The organism is Thiomicrorhabdus hydrogeniphila (assembly GCF_054656895.1).
Window position 1 is genome coordinate 1,430,808 of sequence record NZ_BAAHXL010000001.1, and the last position, 16,098, is coordinate 1,446,905.

Below are 16,098 nucleotides of genomic sequence, written 5' to 3' on the forward strand. Positions count from 1 at the left end.
GTTATAAAGATGGCGGGAGACACAATGAAAGTAGAGTTAAGTTTGTCAGTTATGGCTAAGCTATTTAATCAAGGGTTATTAACACCTAGCGAAGTAAATTGTTTAGATGAACAGAGCAAAAAAGACGCGGATTCAAGTAATAACCGCAATTTCTAAATTATGCTGCAAGTAAATCTACCTGCAGCCCCATAAATAATTCATTGGGTGTTTTACCACCTCGTGTTTTTCGAGGACGATTATTTAATCTGTCCATCACAAATTGAACTTGCTCTTGAGTGATGCTCCTTAGGTCAGTGCCTTTAGGAAAATACTGCCGTATCAATCCATTCGTATTTTCGTTTATGCCTCTTTCCCATGAGGCATAAGGGTGGGCAAAAAACACTTGTGCGTCCAATGCCTCTGCCATGGCCTTATGTTCTGCAAACTCTTTGCCATTATCATACGTTATCGTATGCACACGCTCTTTGAGTGGTTCTAATACAGCAATAACGGCTTCTTTGAGTTTGTCTGCGAACTTACCCTGTAATGGCACAATAATGGTGTAAAGCGTCTTTCGCTCCACGAGGGTTAATAGTGCACCTTTATGACCTTTGCCAATGATCGTATCGCCTTCCCAGTCTCCAATTCGAATCTTTTCATCGACGACTTTAGGTCGTTCATCAATCGAGACTCGGTTAACAATTTGACCTCGACAATCATAACCTCCATAACGCTTACGATAGGGTTTATTGGCTATACGCAGGTGCTTGTAGAGCTGTCCACCTTCCGCCTTATCCTCATAAATGAACTGGTAGATAGTTTCATGATGAAGCGAAATGTTGAGCTGTTTTTTAATGTAGTCTGCCGCCTGTTCTGGACTTAAGTCTTGTTTAATGAGACTTCGTATCGCTTCTTGTACCTTTGGAATCAATTTGATTCGTTTTTTTGCGGTTTTACGTCGCTTCACACTCAAGGAATGAGCTTGTTTAGGGCGATAACCACGCTTACCACGATTATTCTTTAATTCTCGACTGATGGTAGAAGGATGACATCCAATATTTTCGGCAATCGCTTTTTGTGACAATCTCTCTTTCAATAATGCGTAAATCTGGTATCTTTGACACTCAGTCAGTTGGCTATAACTCATTTTGCAATTCTCTTGGTCGGGAAAAGCCTGTGAGTTTAGCTCAACTGGCTCTTCCTATTTCCAAATTGCAGTTATTATCCGAATCCGCGAGACTTAAAAAAGCTTTGTCTTAAATTATGCAAGCCAGAAAATTGCGCGCAATGCGATGCAAGAGAGTATTGCTTAAAAAGCTGCCAATCACACACTGAGGTTGGTGATATGAATTGCTTAACAACCAATAATATTGCGTTTCAAGTTAATTAGGTTTTTACACGGCGTTTAATTACTAAAAAAGTAAAGCGCTCTCTTTGCAATAACACCAAGATTAATGTGATTGTTTACGTTAAAATAAGCGCATTCATTTTTGGAGTTATATACATGTCACAGTCACAACCCACCGTTGGTGTTATTAGTTTAGGTTGCCCAAAAGCAACTGTTGATAGCGAACGCATATTAACCCAGTTACGCACAGAAGGTTATCAGCTTACCAATAGCTACCAAGATGCCGATACGGTGATTGTAAATACCTGCGGTTTTATAGACAGCGCGGTGCAAGAATCTTTAGACACAATTGGTGAAGCCTTGCAAGAAAACGGCAAAGTGATTGTGACAGGGTGTTTAGGTGCAAGAGCCGATGAAATTACCGAGGTTCACCCTAAAGTATTAGCCGTTTCTGGCCCAGCGGCTTATGAAGAAGTGTTATCTGCCGTACATGATGTTATTGCACCGCCTGCTCATAATCCGTTTGTGGATTTGGTTCCTGCTCAAGGTATTAAATTAACCCCAAAGCATTTTGCGTATTTAAAAATATCCGAAGGCTGTAATCACCGTTGTACTTTTTGCATTATTCCTTCAATGCGTGGTGATTTAGTCAGTCGCCCTGTGGCTGATGTGATTAATGAAGCCAAACGTTTAAAAGAAGCAGGTGTTAAAGAGTTATTAGTGGTTTCTCAAGACACCGCCGCTTATGGTGTAGACGTAAAATACAAAACAGAATTTGCAGAAGGACGTCCAACCAAAACCTCAATGGTCGGTTTATCAGAAGCTTTGGGTGAATTAGGTGGCGTAGATAATTTTTGGGTACGTTTACATTATGTTTATCCTTATCCCAATGTTGAAGATGTGATTCCATTAATGGCAGAAGGTAAAGTTTTGCCTTATTTAGATATGCCATTGCAACACGCTAATTCACGTGTATTAAAAGCCATGAAGCGACCAGGAACAGTTGAGAAAACACTAGAACGTATTAAAAGATGGCGTGAAGCGGTACCCGATTTAACGATTCGTTCAACTTTTATTGTAGGCTTTCCGGGTGAAACAGAAGAAGAGTTTCAGGATCTTTTAGACTTTTTAGAAGAAGCGCAGCTTGATCGCGTAGGGTGTTTTCAGTATTCACCAGTTACAGGAGCCGTGGCTAATGACATTGCTGAACCTGTACCGGATGAAATTAAGCAAGAACGTTATGACCGCTTTATGCAATTACAGCAACGTATTAGTGCTGAAAAAATGCAAGCTAAAGTCGGTAAAATCATGAAAGTGCTAGTGGATGAAATTGACGATAAAGGCGCCGTAGCACGCTCAATGGCCGACGCGCCAGAAATTGATGGCATGGTGTTTATTGATGATGCCTTTCATCTTGTACCAGGCCAGTTTGTCACCGTAGAAATTATTGGCGCAGACGAATACGACCTATGGGCAAAACCCGTAGAAGAATTTGTAGACCAAGTCAGCTCTTATATTGAATTAGGGTGAGTTTTATCATTAATGGTTGATGTTTGATTATTGATTGTCTTTATTTGTAAAAAATTTAACTTAATCTGACATTACACAAAAGTTGAGAAGCCTTTTTAACCTAATGACTTTGCCTTGATATTTTCTATAAGGCTTCCCGTTACTCTTTTTACTTGCCTAAAAAGAGTAACCAGAAAAAGGGCACCCCGCTCCATAAATGGGCAAGTTCTAAGCTGTTCACTGAAACGAAGAACTCGGCTGAAGAGCCGAGACAATCTCGCAACTTGCTGAGCAAGCTCAGCTTCGGACAGTCGAGATTGTTTAACCGTTCTCTACGCTAAGAACTTTGCACCATTTATTACAAGGGGATTTGGGGTATTTGCCCAAGCATTTACTTAAAAACAAAGCTTAATGATGGCTTTTAACTGAAAAACGTTCCTAATAAAAATTATTTATTTCTTTTGTACTGCTAAAACAAGTGTAATTACATACTATTTATTGTTGTTGGTTATGCGATTTACCAGGCCTGGTATGTTCTGTGGCCATGCTGAGTGGAGAGGGCACAGCTTAGAATTAAATAGTAAATTCAGCATTTTATAAGACTACATTTATAGAACTAACTTATGAATCAAAATCACTGTAAAAGCTTTTCTTATATTGCATCTGAAGATCCTCATTGGATGATTTTAGGCACCATGCCGAGTGTTGAATCATTAAACCAAGCGTTTTATTACGCACACCCTAGAAACGCCTTTTGGCCAATTATGTGCAGTTTGGTTAATCACACTATTCAAACTCAAGAAGATAAAACACAATTAGTGAAATTAGCAGGCCTGGTACTTTGGGATGTTTTAGCCAGTTGTGATAGGCCTGGTAGTTTAGATAGTGCGATTAAACAACCCGTAGCGAATGATTTTGAACAGCTTTTCAATCGTTTCCCCAATATTAAAACCGTGGTGTTTAATGGCCAAAAAGCCCAACAACTATTTAAACAACACGTTTTAAAAAAACAAAATTTGCCTGCAGATATTCAATATATTGTCTTGCCCTCAACCAGCCCAGCGAATGCGGCAATGAAATTTAAAGATAAACAGTTGTTTTGGCAAGAAAAATTATCGCATTTAGTTTAAAATACCGCCCTTAATTTATTTATTCATTTATCAACTTATTATTTTGGAGATTTGCCTTGGAAGCAGAAAATCAAAAACAAGTTGTATCTGAGCTGTTATCACCAGCAGGTACAACAAAAAACATGGAATACGCATTTGCTTATGGAGCCGATGCGGTTTATGCAGGTCAACCACGCTATAGCTTACGTGTAAGAAATAATGAGTTTGATGAAGAGAATTTAGCAAAAGGTATTGCCCGTGCTCATGAGTTAGGTAAGAAGTTTTATGTGGTGAGTAACATTGCCGCACATAACTCTAAAGTTAATACCTACATGAAAGACATTGAACCCGTTATTGCGATGAAGCCAGACGCCTTGATTATGTCTGACCCTGGTTTAATTGCCATGGTGCATGAAAAATTTCCAGAACAAGAGATTCATTTATCGGTTCAATCCAATGCGGTAAACTGGGCTACAGTAAAGTTTTGGTACCAAAATGGCGTACGCCGTGTGGTGCTATCTCGTGAACTGTCTATTGCAGAAATTCGTGAAATTCGTGAAAAAGTGCCCGAGATGGAACTCGAAGTGTTTGTTCACGGTGCTTTATGTATTGCCTATTCTGGTCGTTGTTTATTGTCTGGTTACATTAATAAACGTGATGCTAACCAAGGAACTTGTACCAATGCGTGTCGTTGGAACTACAACACCTATGAAGCCAAAGAGGATGTAACGGGCGACATTGTTGGTACACCACGCATTGAAGTGGCCAATATCACTGACTTAACGGGCAGTACTGAACGTGAGGCTCCTGAAGTAACAACTTATTCACCAGAACCAACATTGGGTATTGGCGACACGACAGAAGTGGCTATGTTGCTTGAAGAAGAAGGTCGCCCTGGTGAATTAATGCCGGCATTTGAAGATGAACATGGTACTTATATCATGAACTCAAAAGACTTACGTGCGGTTGAACTAATTCCTGAATTAGTTGATATGGGTGTACATTCACTTAAAATTGAAGGCCGTACCAAGTCACATTATTATGTGGCTCGTACTGCACAGGTGTATCGTAAAGCAATTGATGATGCTTTAGAAGGTAAAGCGTTTGATGAAACCTTATTAACCGATTTAGAAAGCCTAGCCAGCCGTGGTTATACCGAAGGCTTTTTACGTCGCCATGTACATTCTGAATATCAAAACTATGAATACGGTGTGTCTAAATCAGAACGCCAACGTTTTGTGGGTGAAGTAACCGGTGTGGTTGAACGCGATGGTAAATCTTTCCTCGAAGTGGATGTTAAAAACAAATTCTGCGTAGGTGACTCAATTGAAATTATGAGCCCAGCAGGAAACGTTTCTTTGGTGTTAGACCATATGCAAACACACCATGATGAAGTGGTGGATTGTGCTAAAGGTTCTGGTTGGTTGGTGCGTATTCCTAACCCATTTAAAGACTTAGATGAATCGGTACTTAAGTTCTGTTTAGTGATGCGTAATGAGTCTTGGGGTGGGGATGTTAAACGTGATTCGGCCGCTAAAAAAGTCAAACAAGAGCAAGAAGCTAAAGACTTAATTAATCGTTCAGCGGCAAAGGCAAACGGATAATTTCATGGCTTTAAAGATTCTTAAAGGCTGTATTAATTGCGATATGTGTGAGCCTGAATGCCCAAATAAAGCGATTTATATGGGTGAGAAAATCTATGAGATTAATCCTGACTTATGCACTGAATGCGTTGGGTTTTATGACACTCCAACCTGTATTAGCGTCTGTCCTTTGGACGTGATAATAAAAGATCCAGATAGAGTTGAAGATCACGATACGCTTTACGAGAAATTTACCGAACTTGTTAAGAGCGATAAAATTTAAAAATGTCTAAATCAAATGCCACATTATATGTGGCATTTTTTTTGCCTTAAATTTACAGGCGTATTTTAGTGTAGCTGAACGGTTTACCTAGCTGAGCTTAAAGGTTAAGATGTTTTTAACGTTTTATTTCTGTAAGCATAATATAAGCACAATGTAAGTATAAGGAATTGCCATGACACCAAAATTAGAGCTTATTAGTTTTAAACTTTGCCCGTTTGTTCAAAGAGCCGTGATTGTTTTAAAGCAAAAAAATATTGATTTTGATATTACTTATATTGATTTAAATAATCCACCAGAATGGTTTAAAGAGGTTTCTCCATTAGGGCAGGTGCCGGTTTTAAAAGTTGGGGATGATGTGTTATTTGAATCATCCGTTATTCAAGAATATGTAGACGAAATTACCCCACCTTCATTGCAACCCGTTGATGCATTTATTAAGGCTAAAAATCGTGCGTGGATTAGTTTTGGTGGCGATATTTTAATGGCGATGCACGGAATGACAACCAGTAAAGATGAAGCCGTTTCTAATGAAAAACGCGCTGTTGTTTTGCAAAAACTTAAACAACTCGAAGCGGTACATTCAGGCGGTGCTTATTTTAATGGTGACGATTTTAATATGATTGACGCGGCTTATGCTCCGATGTTTATGCGAATAGATTTTATTAAAAACTTAACTAATATTAACCTATTAGCTGACACACCTAAAATGGCCAACTGGTCTCACAATTTATTAGCTATGCAAAGTGTTAAACACTCGGTTGTTGCAGAACTGCCCGACATGTACAAAGGTATGATTAAAACAATGGATGGCTATTTAGCTTCATTGTTATAAATTTTTACCAGTGCTTATAAAGTAAGGTTAAATGCAATAAATGCTTAATAAAATCAATAGATTGCCACGGGTTCTAATAAGTTTTGTTATGTTTGCTTTAGCCGTTCAAACAAGTTTTGCCAGTGATACTACCATTTTGGTCAAACCAATAAATCAAGCAAACAAGACAAATCAATCAAGCGTTGCTGAGCAAAATCAAAACGGCTCTGCTTTTCTTAAAGTACCAAAATTAACCAATAATGAATTAGATTGGATTGGTCAGCGCATTTATCAAAATGAATGTGCTTCTAACCCAAAATACCTTACTTATTGGGGTAAAGGTGAAGCATTTCCATCATTTGGAATAGGGCATTTTATTTGGTACCCAGGCCTGGTAAAAGGCAAGTTTCATGAAACGTTTCCAGCTATGGTTAAGTTTGTATCACACTATAAAACCCCACCAAAGTGGTTAAATGAATTAGATCCTTTTATTGCGCCGTGGCAAAATAAAAATGATTTTTACCAGGCCTGGTCAAATAAAAAGTTACACGATTTACGACTTTGGTTGTTAAATACTCAAGGTTATCAGGCGGAATTTATTGCCCAACAAGCCAAAAGCAGATTAACGGATTCACTTAATGCTTTAAGTCTTAAACAGCCTAAAAAAGCCATGCTATATAAACAACGAATAAATAAGTTATTAAGCTTTAAAGAGGGGCGTTTTGCGGTAATTGATTATATTAATTTTAAAGGTGTAGGCGCTAATTCCGAACAATACCAAGGAGAGCAGTGGGGATTGTTTTCAGTGTTGCAAAATATGCCGCTACCTAAAAAAAATCTAAACGAAATGAGTCATCATGTGGTTTTAGATGCCTTTATACAATCGGCAAAGGCTCGTTTGCAGTTGAGAGTAAAGCTTGCTCCCAAGCAGCGAAATGAACAAAGATGGTTAGCAGGTTGGTTACAACGTTTGGATGGTTATAGACAGTAAACACAAAAGCTTTGTTTTAGGCTTTTGTGCTTTAAATCATACTGAGACCTTTGCACGAGCCAGGCTTACAGATAAAAATGGCTAAAATTCACCTGATTTTTGTTAAGTAACGTACTAATAGCTGGCTATTATTGGCATTACTTAGTCATAACCTAGCAAGGTTGTTCGTATTTTCATGCAACTCTTTTGTGCAAAGGGGGATTCTAAATTAAAAAATACAAACTCCTCTTATGCAGATTTTGTTGATTTTTCAAATTGATTTCTTAGTTTTTTAGCCGCTTCAACCATATTGGTTAAGGCCGGTTCTGTTTCTTTCCAGCCTCGAGTTTTTAGCCCGCAATCTGGGTTTACCCAAAGTCTTTCTATATCAATATTTTGCGCTGCTTTTTGAATTAAATTAACCATTTGTTCTACCGTTGGGATATTAGGTGAATGAATATCGTAAACACCAGGCCCGATTTCATTTGGGTAGTTAAAATCAACAAAAGCATCTAACAATTTCATTTGCGATTTAGAGGTTTCAATTGTAATAACATCCGCATCCATTTTTGCAACGGCTTCAATAATGTCGTTAAACTCTGAATAACACATATGAGTATGTATTTGAGTATCATCTTGTACACCAGAGGTGGTCATTCTAAAGCTGTTAACGGCCCAACGTAAATATTCTTGCCAGTCTGATTTTTTAAGCGGTAAACCTTCACGCAAAGCGGCTTCATCAATTTGAATCATGTGAATACCCGCTTGTTCTAAATCCAAGACTTCGTCACGTAAAGCCAAGGCAATTTGGTTACAGGTGGTTTCTCGGCTTTGGTCATTACGTACAAAAGACCACTGCAACATTGTTACCGCACCGGTTAACATACCTTTCATTATTTTGTCGGTTTGATTTTGTGCGTATTGTGACCAGCTAACAGTCATGGCTTTTGGACGAGAAACATCGCCAAAAATAATAGGCGGTTTAACACAACGTGAACCGTAAGATTGCACCCAACCAAATTGAGTAAAGGCAAAGCCTTCTAATTGTTCGCCAAAATATTCCACCATATCATTGCGCTCAGGTTCGCCATGCACAAATACATCTATACCCATACGTTCTTGGCGTTCACATACGGCTTTTATTTCGGCCTGCATGGCTAGTTGGTATTGTTTTTCCGTTAGCTCGCCATTTTTAAATTGACGACGCGCTTGGCGTATTTCTTGTGTTTGTGGAAACGAGCCAATAGTTGTTGTGGGTAATAAAGGCAATTTAAATTTGGCTTTTTGCAGTGGAGTACGTTCTACAAAAGTTTTGGCACGAGTTAAGGTAATTTGATTAATATTTGCAATACGTTGTTGAACATCAGGGTTATGAATTAGAGTCGATTGAGTCTTAGCCTTAATTGAACGAGTGTTGTCATCAAGCTCTTGTTGAGAGGCTTTACCTTCTAAGTTGTTATTGAGAAGAGTCACTTCAGATAATTTTTGTTTGGCAAAAGCCAGGTAATCTTTAAGTTCTGGATTGATTTTGGTTTCTGCTTCTAAATTTACTGGTACATGGAGCAGTGAACAACTTGGCGCTATCCAAAGGTTGTCTGCAAATTTAGCTTTTGCTCTTTCAAGCAATATAGTGATTTGATTTATATTTGATTTCCAAATATTTCGACCATCAATTAAACCAAGAGACAGTACTTTATCTTGTGAATACAATTCAACTAATTCATTTAGTTGTTTGGCACCACGTATACCATCATAGTGCAAGCCTGCCACTGGTAAATTGCAGGCTAAATTAAGGTTGTCACCCAGAGTTTCAAAGTAGGTGGCCAGTAAGATTTTAACGGGAGAATGCCTTAATGATTCATAGGTTTCAATAAAGGCATTTTGCCATTCTGATTCAAGCTCTAAACCTAAAATAGGTTCGTCAATTTGTACCCAGTTAATGCCTTGGCTCGCCAGTTTGTCTAGTATTTGAATATAGCTTTTTACCAGGCCTGGTAAATGTTGTAATTTAGGAATTAAATTGCCTTTATTTTCAGCTAAATACAGATAGGTAATTGGGCCAATTAATACGGGTTTAAAGTCAATATTACTGTTGTCATGTTTTAAAGACAAGGCTTCTGCTACTTCGGTAAATAAACGAGTATCGGTTATTTCAAAATGAGTGTCGTCTTCCAGTTCTGGCACAATGTAATGGTAATTGGTATCAAACCATTTTTTCATGGCGCCTGCGTAATCTGCTTTTGAGGTTGTGGTAGGTTGTTCAGCATGGGTGCCGTGACAACAAACATGACCATCATCAGAAGGTGCGCGACCTCGCGCCATTCTAAAAGCCACTTCAATATCAAATGAATCTTGACGAAAGCGTTTTGGAATGACTCCTAGCAAGGTACTCATATTTAACATTTGATCGTAATAGGCAAAGTCATTTACGGGGATTAAATTAATACCTGCCTGAATTTGCGTTTGAAAGTTTTGATAGCGAATTTCTCGACCAAGAGTCTCTAACTCTTGTAATGTTTTTTCACCTTTCCAATATGCCTCTAAAGTGAATTTTAGTTCTCTAAAATCTCCAATGCGTGGGTAACCTAAATTATGCGTTGTCATGTTGTATCCTTGTTTATAAATAAATTGCGTTTAACCAACTTTTATAAGAGTTGCTGTCTATTTTTACCGTGTTTAAAGTGTAATTTTTTACATATATGAAAACAATCGATTAAAATTCACTTTTATATGAATAAAATTGATAACTAGATTTAAGGCAATGGAATTGGCAAGATGATAGAAATAAAGCATTTAAAAACCCTAAAAGCTCTAGTGGAAACAAATTCAATTAACCGTGCAGCAGAAAAGCTTTGTATGACACAGTCGGCTTTATCACATCAATTAAAGTTGTTTGAAGAGCAGTTAGGTTTAGAGCTGTTTAGACGTAAAACGCATCCCATTGAATGGACGCCTGCGGGTGAATTATTGTTGCAAACGGCACAAGAGGTTTTATTGAAAGTACATTATGCTGAAAGACAATTAATGGCTTTAAAGCAGGGTGAATTTGGACGATTATGGATAGGGGTTGATTGTCATACTTGTTTTGAATGGCTTTTACCTTTGTTGCGCCCTTATCAAGAAAAGTGGCCAAGCATTGATTTAGATATAGTGCCCAGTTTTAATACACCACCTTTACAAAAGTTGCAGTTACAACAGGTTGATTTTGTGGTGACCTCAGACCCAGAGCCAATAGAGGGTATTGAATATACCGCTTTATTTAGTTACGAATTGGTCGCAGTTTTATCGCCAAATCATGAATTACTCAGTAAAGAGTATTTTGTGCCAGCTGATTTTGAAACCCAAACATTAATTGTTTACCCGGTTCCGGAAAAAAAGTTAGATATTTTTAGTCATTTTTTAGAACCTGCGGGCATAAAGCCAAATAAAGTTACCTATTCAGAATTGACTTTAATGATGTTGCAAAGGGTGGAATTGGGTAGAGGAATTTGCGTTTTACCAAAATGGTTGCTTGAAAATCAGGCTGACTTTCAGCATTTGCCTTGGCGTTCTTTAGGTCAAGAAGGACTATGGACTAAGTTATATAGTGCCACACCAAAAGAACAAACTGTAAAACCTTATGTACAAGAAATGATTACGTTGATAGCAGATCAAATGACACTATAAATCTTGATAAAAATGTATAAAAAAAGCCCTTGAATAAATCCAAGGGCTTGGTGTTGATTTTGAAAAAAATATAAGGGATTAAGCGGTAACTTTATCCTTTAAAATTCAGACCATTCATCAGAACTTTCCGTACTTGCCGTACTTGTTTTCGGCTCGCTTGGTTTATATGTTTCGATTTTTGGTTTGTTGCTCTCTACTGGGGCTTTTTCTGATTTAGGCGCAGCAGATTGTTGTATGGCTTCTTTTGGTATTGGTTTATTCTCTTGATGAGAAGGTTTTATTGAATGATTTGGTTTGATATTTGTTTTAAAGAATGACATATTTTTATTTAAGTCACTCGCTTGTTGACGCATATTGTTGGCAGACATGGTGGTTTTATCAACCAAACTTGCATTCGCTTGAGTTGCAGAGTCAATATCACTAATAGCTTGATGCACTTGCGAAACACCTTCCGCTTGCTCTTGTGATGCACTATTAATTTGATGAATCATTTCTGCTACATCATTGATTGACTGAGTAATCTCACGAATTACATCACCAGATTCACTGGCTAATTTCGTTCCTTGTCCAATGCGTTGTACGCTTGAATCAATTAACGTTTTAATGTCTTTAGCCGCATCGGCTGATTTTTGAGCTAAGGCACGAACTTCACCAGCAACTACGGCAAAGCCTCTACCATGTTCACCAGCACGAGCTGCTTCAACCGCTGCATTTAATGCTAATAAGTTGGTTTGGAAAGCAATACTGTCAATTAAGGTAACAATTTCGGCAATCTCATTACTAGAATCTTGAATGCTGTTCATGGCTTCAATCGTACGCGTCATAACTTGACTCGCTTGTTCTGATTCAACTTGTACCTTTTCAACAACATCTGAGGCTTGTAGTGCGTTTTCAGTGTTGTTTTGTACTGCGGCATTCATCTCTTCCATTGTGGCAGAAGTTTCTTCAATGGCCGCCGCTTGTTGTTGTACTTTTTCACTCAGAACGGTTGCATCTTGCGATAAGCTGTTAGCCTCGTTGTTTACAACAATACCTGATTGTACGGCTTCAGAAACAATGCTAGACAGTCTATTAATAGATTGGTTAGTCGCATCTTTCAGTTTAAGTAAATCACCTTGGTATTGGTTATCAATGGTTTGCGTTAAATCTCCAGCGCTTAAGGCAGTAACAACGTGTGAAATATCTTTAATTGCTGAGTTTAGACTTTGCAATGATTCATTAATATGGATTTTAAGCGTATTTAAATCACCATTTGCTTCAATCTGTACTTGGGCATCAAATTTACCTTGCTGCATATCCATCATCACATTATTGATTTCAGAGATAACAAGGTTTGTTTCGCTAAAGGCTTGTTGTGCATTTTCAAGCATTAATTTAAAGCTACCATTTGAATTAGCTACATCAATATTGGTGTTGTAATTTCCGTCTTTCATAGCAACCATTGCTACAGATAGATTATCCATCGCAGATGAAATGGCATCGGTACTTGAATTAATGCCATCTTTTAAGGTTTGTAGGTAGCCGTTATAGTTGCCCGTAATGCGCTGTGTAAAATCACCTTGAGAAATTGCATGAACGGTATGATTAGCATCTTTTAATGCATTACTAATTTGTTCTAGTAATTGGTTAATGGCATCGGAGGTTTGACCAACTTCATCGTTTGATTTAACCGTACTGCGAATAGTGAAGTCACCAGTCTGCAATACTTGATCGGTGGTTTCTTGTACGGCTTTTAAAGGCGTAATAACTAAACGACTTACAATCCAAATAATACTGAATGTTAGTAATAATATGGCAAGAATAATACCGGCTAGTGAAATCTGAGCGGCATTTATTGCGGCATTTATTGGCGCTTCATATTTGTCTTTATCAACAATAAATAGGTGACGACCAAGTACTTCACCACTCGCATCTAAGGCTGGTATGTCAATAATTACTTCATTACCTGCGGTATAGACGGATTCTTTTTTACCATTGACAGGCTTAAAATGTTTTTTGGCAAAATCGACTACGTCTTTAGAGAACCATTTGTTATTTGCAAGTAGATATTTTTTACCAAAGGGGATGTTGTCATCAATAACGGGCATTTTGCCGTAGTATTTTGAAACATAATCCTTATCAACTAACATGATCCAATTGCCATCATGGCTTTTTTCAAATGCTTTACGAACAGAGGCAAGCCCTTGAATCATTGAAATCATTCCATACATTTCACCATCATTAATGACAGGGGATAGAGCAATGACAGATACGCCTCTAGCACCAATAGCGAGTGAACCAAAAGCCTGTTTTTCTTTAATTACTTTTTTAATAAGAGGGTTGTTTGTTAGGTTTTGACCATAGCTGCTAATATCCCAAGATTTTACTAAGGCGCGTCCATCTGCAGTGATTAATAGAGTTTGAATGTTTTTATAAATAGTTTGGTTTTTAAACTTCTCACCAATATTTTGAATAACGGGAATAATATCGCCACGTTCTTCAACCTCAAGCGCATCTACAAAACTCTTTTGAATAGATAAGGCGGTTGAACCTAAAATACCTGCCTGCACCTTTAAATCAATTTGACCATCAATGTAACGGGTCATTTGATCGAGTATTCGTTGTTTCTCTTTATGTTCAATAGGTACAATGGAGGTGATGTAAATGACTACCCCTAAAATAATAGAAGCGACAACTCCGATTAGTGACGCAGATATGAGCACTTTGGTTTTTAATGAGTAATTATTAAGCATGATTTTAGACCTTTAGAATCTTAAATTTTATGGCGCAATGCAGATTGTGTTTACTATACTTAGCTATAAAATAATATAAGCTGAGACAGACGGCATTTTAAACTTTTTATAAGCATGGTTGATGCCAAATACTAAAAGGATAACCAGTGAACCACTTTAAAACTGTATTTTTTGCATCAAGACCAAGCTTTTTGATTTTAAGCCTATCCATTGTTATTTTAGCGGCATCTATTGCAGAGCACGATGGCGCGGAAGTATCGGTATCTTTATTTATTGTAACCTTATTAGGCGCCGTATTATCCCATGCGGCGGTTAACTTGCTGAATGAATACCAAGACCACCTTTCAGGGCTTGATTTTATAACACAAAAAACGCCCTTTAGTGGAGGAAGTGGTTCATTACAGCAAAATCCACAGGCGGCAAAAAATGTATTAAATACGGTTAAAATAATTTTAGGAGTGCTTGTTTTAATAGGTGTTTATTTTGTTTATACCATTGGTTGGCAACTATTACCGCTTGGCATCTTAGGGATTGCCTTGATTGTTTTTTATACTAGCAATATTACCAGGTACCCTTTGTTATGTTTAATTTCACCAGGGTTGGCGTTTGGGCCAGTTATGCTGTTAAGTTGTTATTTTGTTTTTACTGGGCAGTTCTCTATACTGGCTTTTGTTTTATCGTTTATACCTTTCTTTTTAGTGAATAACTTACTGCTTTTAAATCAAGTGCCAGATTTAGAGGCGGATAAAAAAATAGGACGTTTTAATATATTAATGAAAATAGGTATAACACCCTCAATGAATATTTTTACAGGGTTTGAACTAATGGCATTTGGAATTTTAGTGTTTTCAATTGAGTATTTTCAACTTCCTAAAAGCGTATGGCTGGGTGGCTTAACTTTTGTATTAGTTATACCAATGGTTAGAATTGTTTTAACCCAGAGTCAACAAATGGATAAACTCATGCCTGCATTAACAATGAATGTCATAATAAACCTTTTAACGCCCATGCTTATTGGTTTGGGGTTATGGCTTGCCATCGTGTAGTAACTATCGAGTAAGCTTTTATAAAAGAAACATTCAAAATATCTTCTACAATATAGCAAAACAATATTAGGACAATAGATGGAACATAAAACATTAGTGGATTTTGTTGGCAATACTCCTTTGGTAAAACTGCAAAGAATGGTAAACCCCAAAACTAAGAGTGTTGTTTTGGTAAAACTTGAAGGTAATAATCCTGCTGGTTCAGTAAAAGATCGGCCTGCTATTAATATGGTAAAGCAAGCTGAATTGCGTGGAGATATTGCGCCTGGAGATACATTAATTGAAGCGACCAGTGGTAATACTGGTATTGCCTTAGCAATGGCGGCGGCATTAATGGGATATAAAATGAAGTTAATCATGCCTGATAATATGAGTATGGAACGTAAAGCTTCAATGGGCGCTTACGGTGCAGAATTAATTGAAGTAACCAAAGAGCAAGGAATGGAAGGTGCGCGTGATCTAGCGGCTAAAATGGCGGCTGATGGTGAAGGTGTTGTTTTAGATCAGTTTGCAAACCCTGATAACCCTTTGGCGCATTATCACACGACTGGCCCAGAGATTTGGCAAGATACACAAGGCAAAGTCACACACTTTGTCAGTGCTATGGGTACAACGGGTACGATTATGGGTACTTCAATGTATTTAAAAGAACAAAATCCTCAAGTACAAATTGTGGGTGTACAGCCAGAAGATGGTGCGTCAATTCCTGGTATAAGACGTTGGCCTGTGGAATATATGCCAAAGATTTATGAATCAACCCGAATAGATCGTATTATTGATATGTCACAAACTTTAGCCGAAAACACCATGCGTGATTTAGCCTCTAAAGAGGGTATCTTTGGGGGCGTATCATCCGGTGGTGCTTTGGCAGCGGCTTTACAAATTGCCAATGAGGTAGAAAATGCCGTTATTGTGACCATTGTATGTGACCGAGGTGACCGTTATCTTTCTACAGGCGTGTATAATTCTTAGTTTTTAAAATGACTTCGTGGTTTGTGTTTACCCATAAATTTTAAAATCAATCATAAAATACGAACACCAAACTATATAAACAGAAATTAA

13 protein-coding genes are annotated in these 16,098 nt (G+C 37.7%); 10 read left to right on the forward strand and 3 right to left on the reverse strand.

From position 1 onward, the window contains the following. The first annotated feature begins 24 nt into the window (after positions 1-24). On the forward strand, positions 25-156 hold the full coding sequence (locus tag ACYQ0E_RS06445; RefSeq protein ID WP_460187421.1) for a hypothetical protein: 132 nt from the start codon (positions 25-27) through the stop codon (positions 154-156). A gap of 1 nt (position 157) precedes the next feature. Here ACYQ0E_RS06445 and ACYQ0E_RS06450 read toward each other — a convergent pair whose 3' ends face one another. Further along, entirely contained in the window at positions 158-1,126 is a 969-nt protein-coding gene (locus ACYQ0E_RS06450; RefSeq protein ID WP_460186618.1) for an IS30 family transposase, read from the reverse strand. 357 nt (positions 1,127-1,483) lie between these two features. Here ACYQ0E_RS06450 and rimO point away from each other — a divergent pair, with 357 nt between their 5' ends. From rimO to ACYQ0E_RS06480, 6 genes are all read left to right on the forward strand, one after another. Further along, complete coding sequence (gene rimO, locus ACYQ0E_RS06455) at positions 1,484-2,857, forward strand: 30S ribosomal protein S12 methylthiotransferase RimO (protein WP_460187422.1); 1,374 nt, start codon at positions 1,484-1,486, stop codon at positions 2,855-2,857. A gap of 602 nt (positions 2,858-3,459) precedes the next feature. Then, the gene (locus ACYQ0E_RS06460) at positions 3,460-3,966 is read left to right on the forward strand and encodes a DNA-deoxyinosine glycosylase (protein ID WP_460187423.1); all 507 of its coding nucleotides are present in this window, start codon (positions 3,460-3,462) and stop codon (positions 3,964-3,966) included. Between the two features lie 56 nt (positions 3,967-4,022). Beyond that, positions 4,023-5,549 carry a prephenate-dependent tRNA uridine(34) hydroxylase TrhP gene (trhP, locus tag ACYQ0E_RS06465; RefSeq protein ID WP_460187424.1) on the forward strand — a complete coding sequence of 509 codons (1,527 nt, stop codon included), beginning with the start codon at positions 4,023-4,025 and terminating at the stop codon, positions 5,547-5,549. A gap of 4 nt (positions 5,550-5,553) precedes the next feature. Then, a complete protein-coding gene (locus ACYQ0E_RS06470) occupies positions 5,554-5,811 on the forward strand; it encodes a YfhL family 4Fe-4S dicluster ferredoxin (protein ID WP_460187425.1) in 258 nt (85 codons plus the stop codon). A gap of 172 nt (positions 5,812-5,983) precedes the next feature. Continuing rightward, on the forward strand, positions 5,984-6,643 hold the full coding sequence (locus ACYQ0E_RS06475; RefSeq protein ID WP_460187426.1) for a glutathione S-transferase family protein: 660 nt from the start codon (positions 5,984-5,986) through the stop codon (positions 6,641-6,643). Positions 6,644-6,731: 88 nt separating this feature from the next. Continuing rightward, entirely contained in the window at positions 6,732-7,613 is an 882-nt protein-coding gene (locus tag ACYQ0E_RS06480; protein WP_460187427.1) for a hypothetical protein, read from the forward strand. A 228-nt stretch (positions 7,614-7,841) separates the two neighbouring features. On the opposite strand, the gene metE is transcribed toward ACYQ0E_RS06480, so the two are convergent. Then, complete coding sequence (metE, locus tag ACYQ0E_RS06485; protein ID WP_460187428.1) at positions 7,842-10,196, reverse strand: 5-methyltetrahydropteroyltriglutamate--homocysteine S-methyltransferase; 2,355 nt, start codon at positions 10,194-10,196, stop codon at positions 7,842-7,844. A 171-nt stretch (positions 10,197-10,367) separates the two neighbouring features. Between metE and ACYQ0E_RS06490 the strand changes: the two genes are divergently transcribed. Beyond that, positions 10,368-11,258, forward strand: a complete 891-nt coding sequence (locus ACYQ0E_RS06490) for a LysR family transcriptional regulator (protein WP_460187429.1) — start codon at positions 10,368-10,370, stop codon at positions 11,256-11,258. A 98-nt stretch (positions 11,259-11,356) separates the two neighbouring features. Here the strand turns inward: ACYQ0E_RS06490 and ACYQ0E_RS06495 are convergent, their stop codons facing one another. Continuing rightward, positions 11,357-13,990 carry a methyl-accepting chemotaxis protein gene (locus tag ACYQ0E_RS06495; RefSeq protein ID WP_460187430.1) on the reverse strand — a complete coding sequence of 878 codons (2,634 nt, stop codon included), beginning with the start codon at positions 13,988-13,990 and terminating at the stop codon, positions 11,357-11,359. 146 nt (positions 13,991-14,136) lie between these two features. Between ACYQ0E_RS06495 and ACYQ0E_RS06500 the strand changes: the two genes are divergently transcribed. Together ACYQ0E_RS06500 and cysM are read left to right on the forward strand one after the other, a co-directional pair. Beyond that, the gene (locus ACYQ0E_RS06500; protein WP_460187431.1) at positions 14,137-15,036 is read left to right on the forward strand and encodes a prenyltransferase; all 900 of its coding nucleotides are present in this window, start codon (positions 14,137-14,139) and stop codon (positions 15,034-15,036) included. A 78-nt stretch (positions 15,037-15,114) separates the two neighbouring features. Further along, positions 15,115-16,008 (forward strand): cysteine synthase CysM, encoded by an 894-nt coding sequence (cysM, locus tag ACYQ0E_RS06505; RefSeq protein ID WP_460187432.1) that lies wholly within the window; start codon positions 15,115-15,117, stop codon positions 16,006-16,008. Positions 16,009-16,098 lie beyond the last annotated feature (90 nt).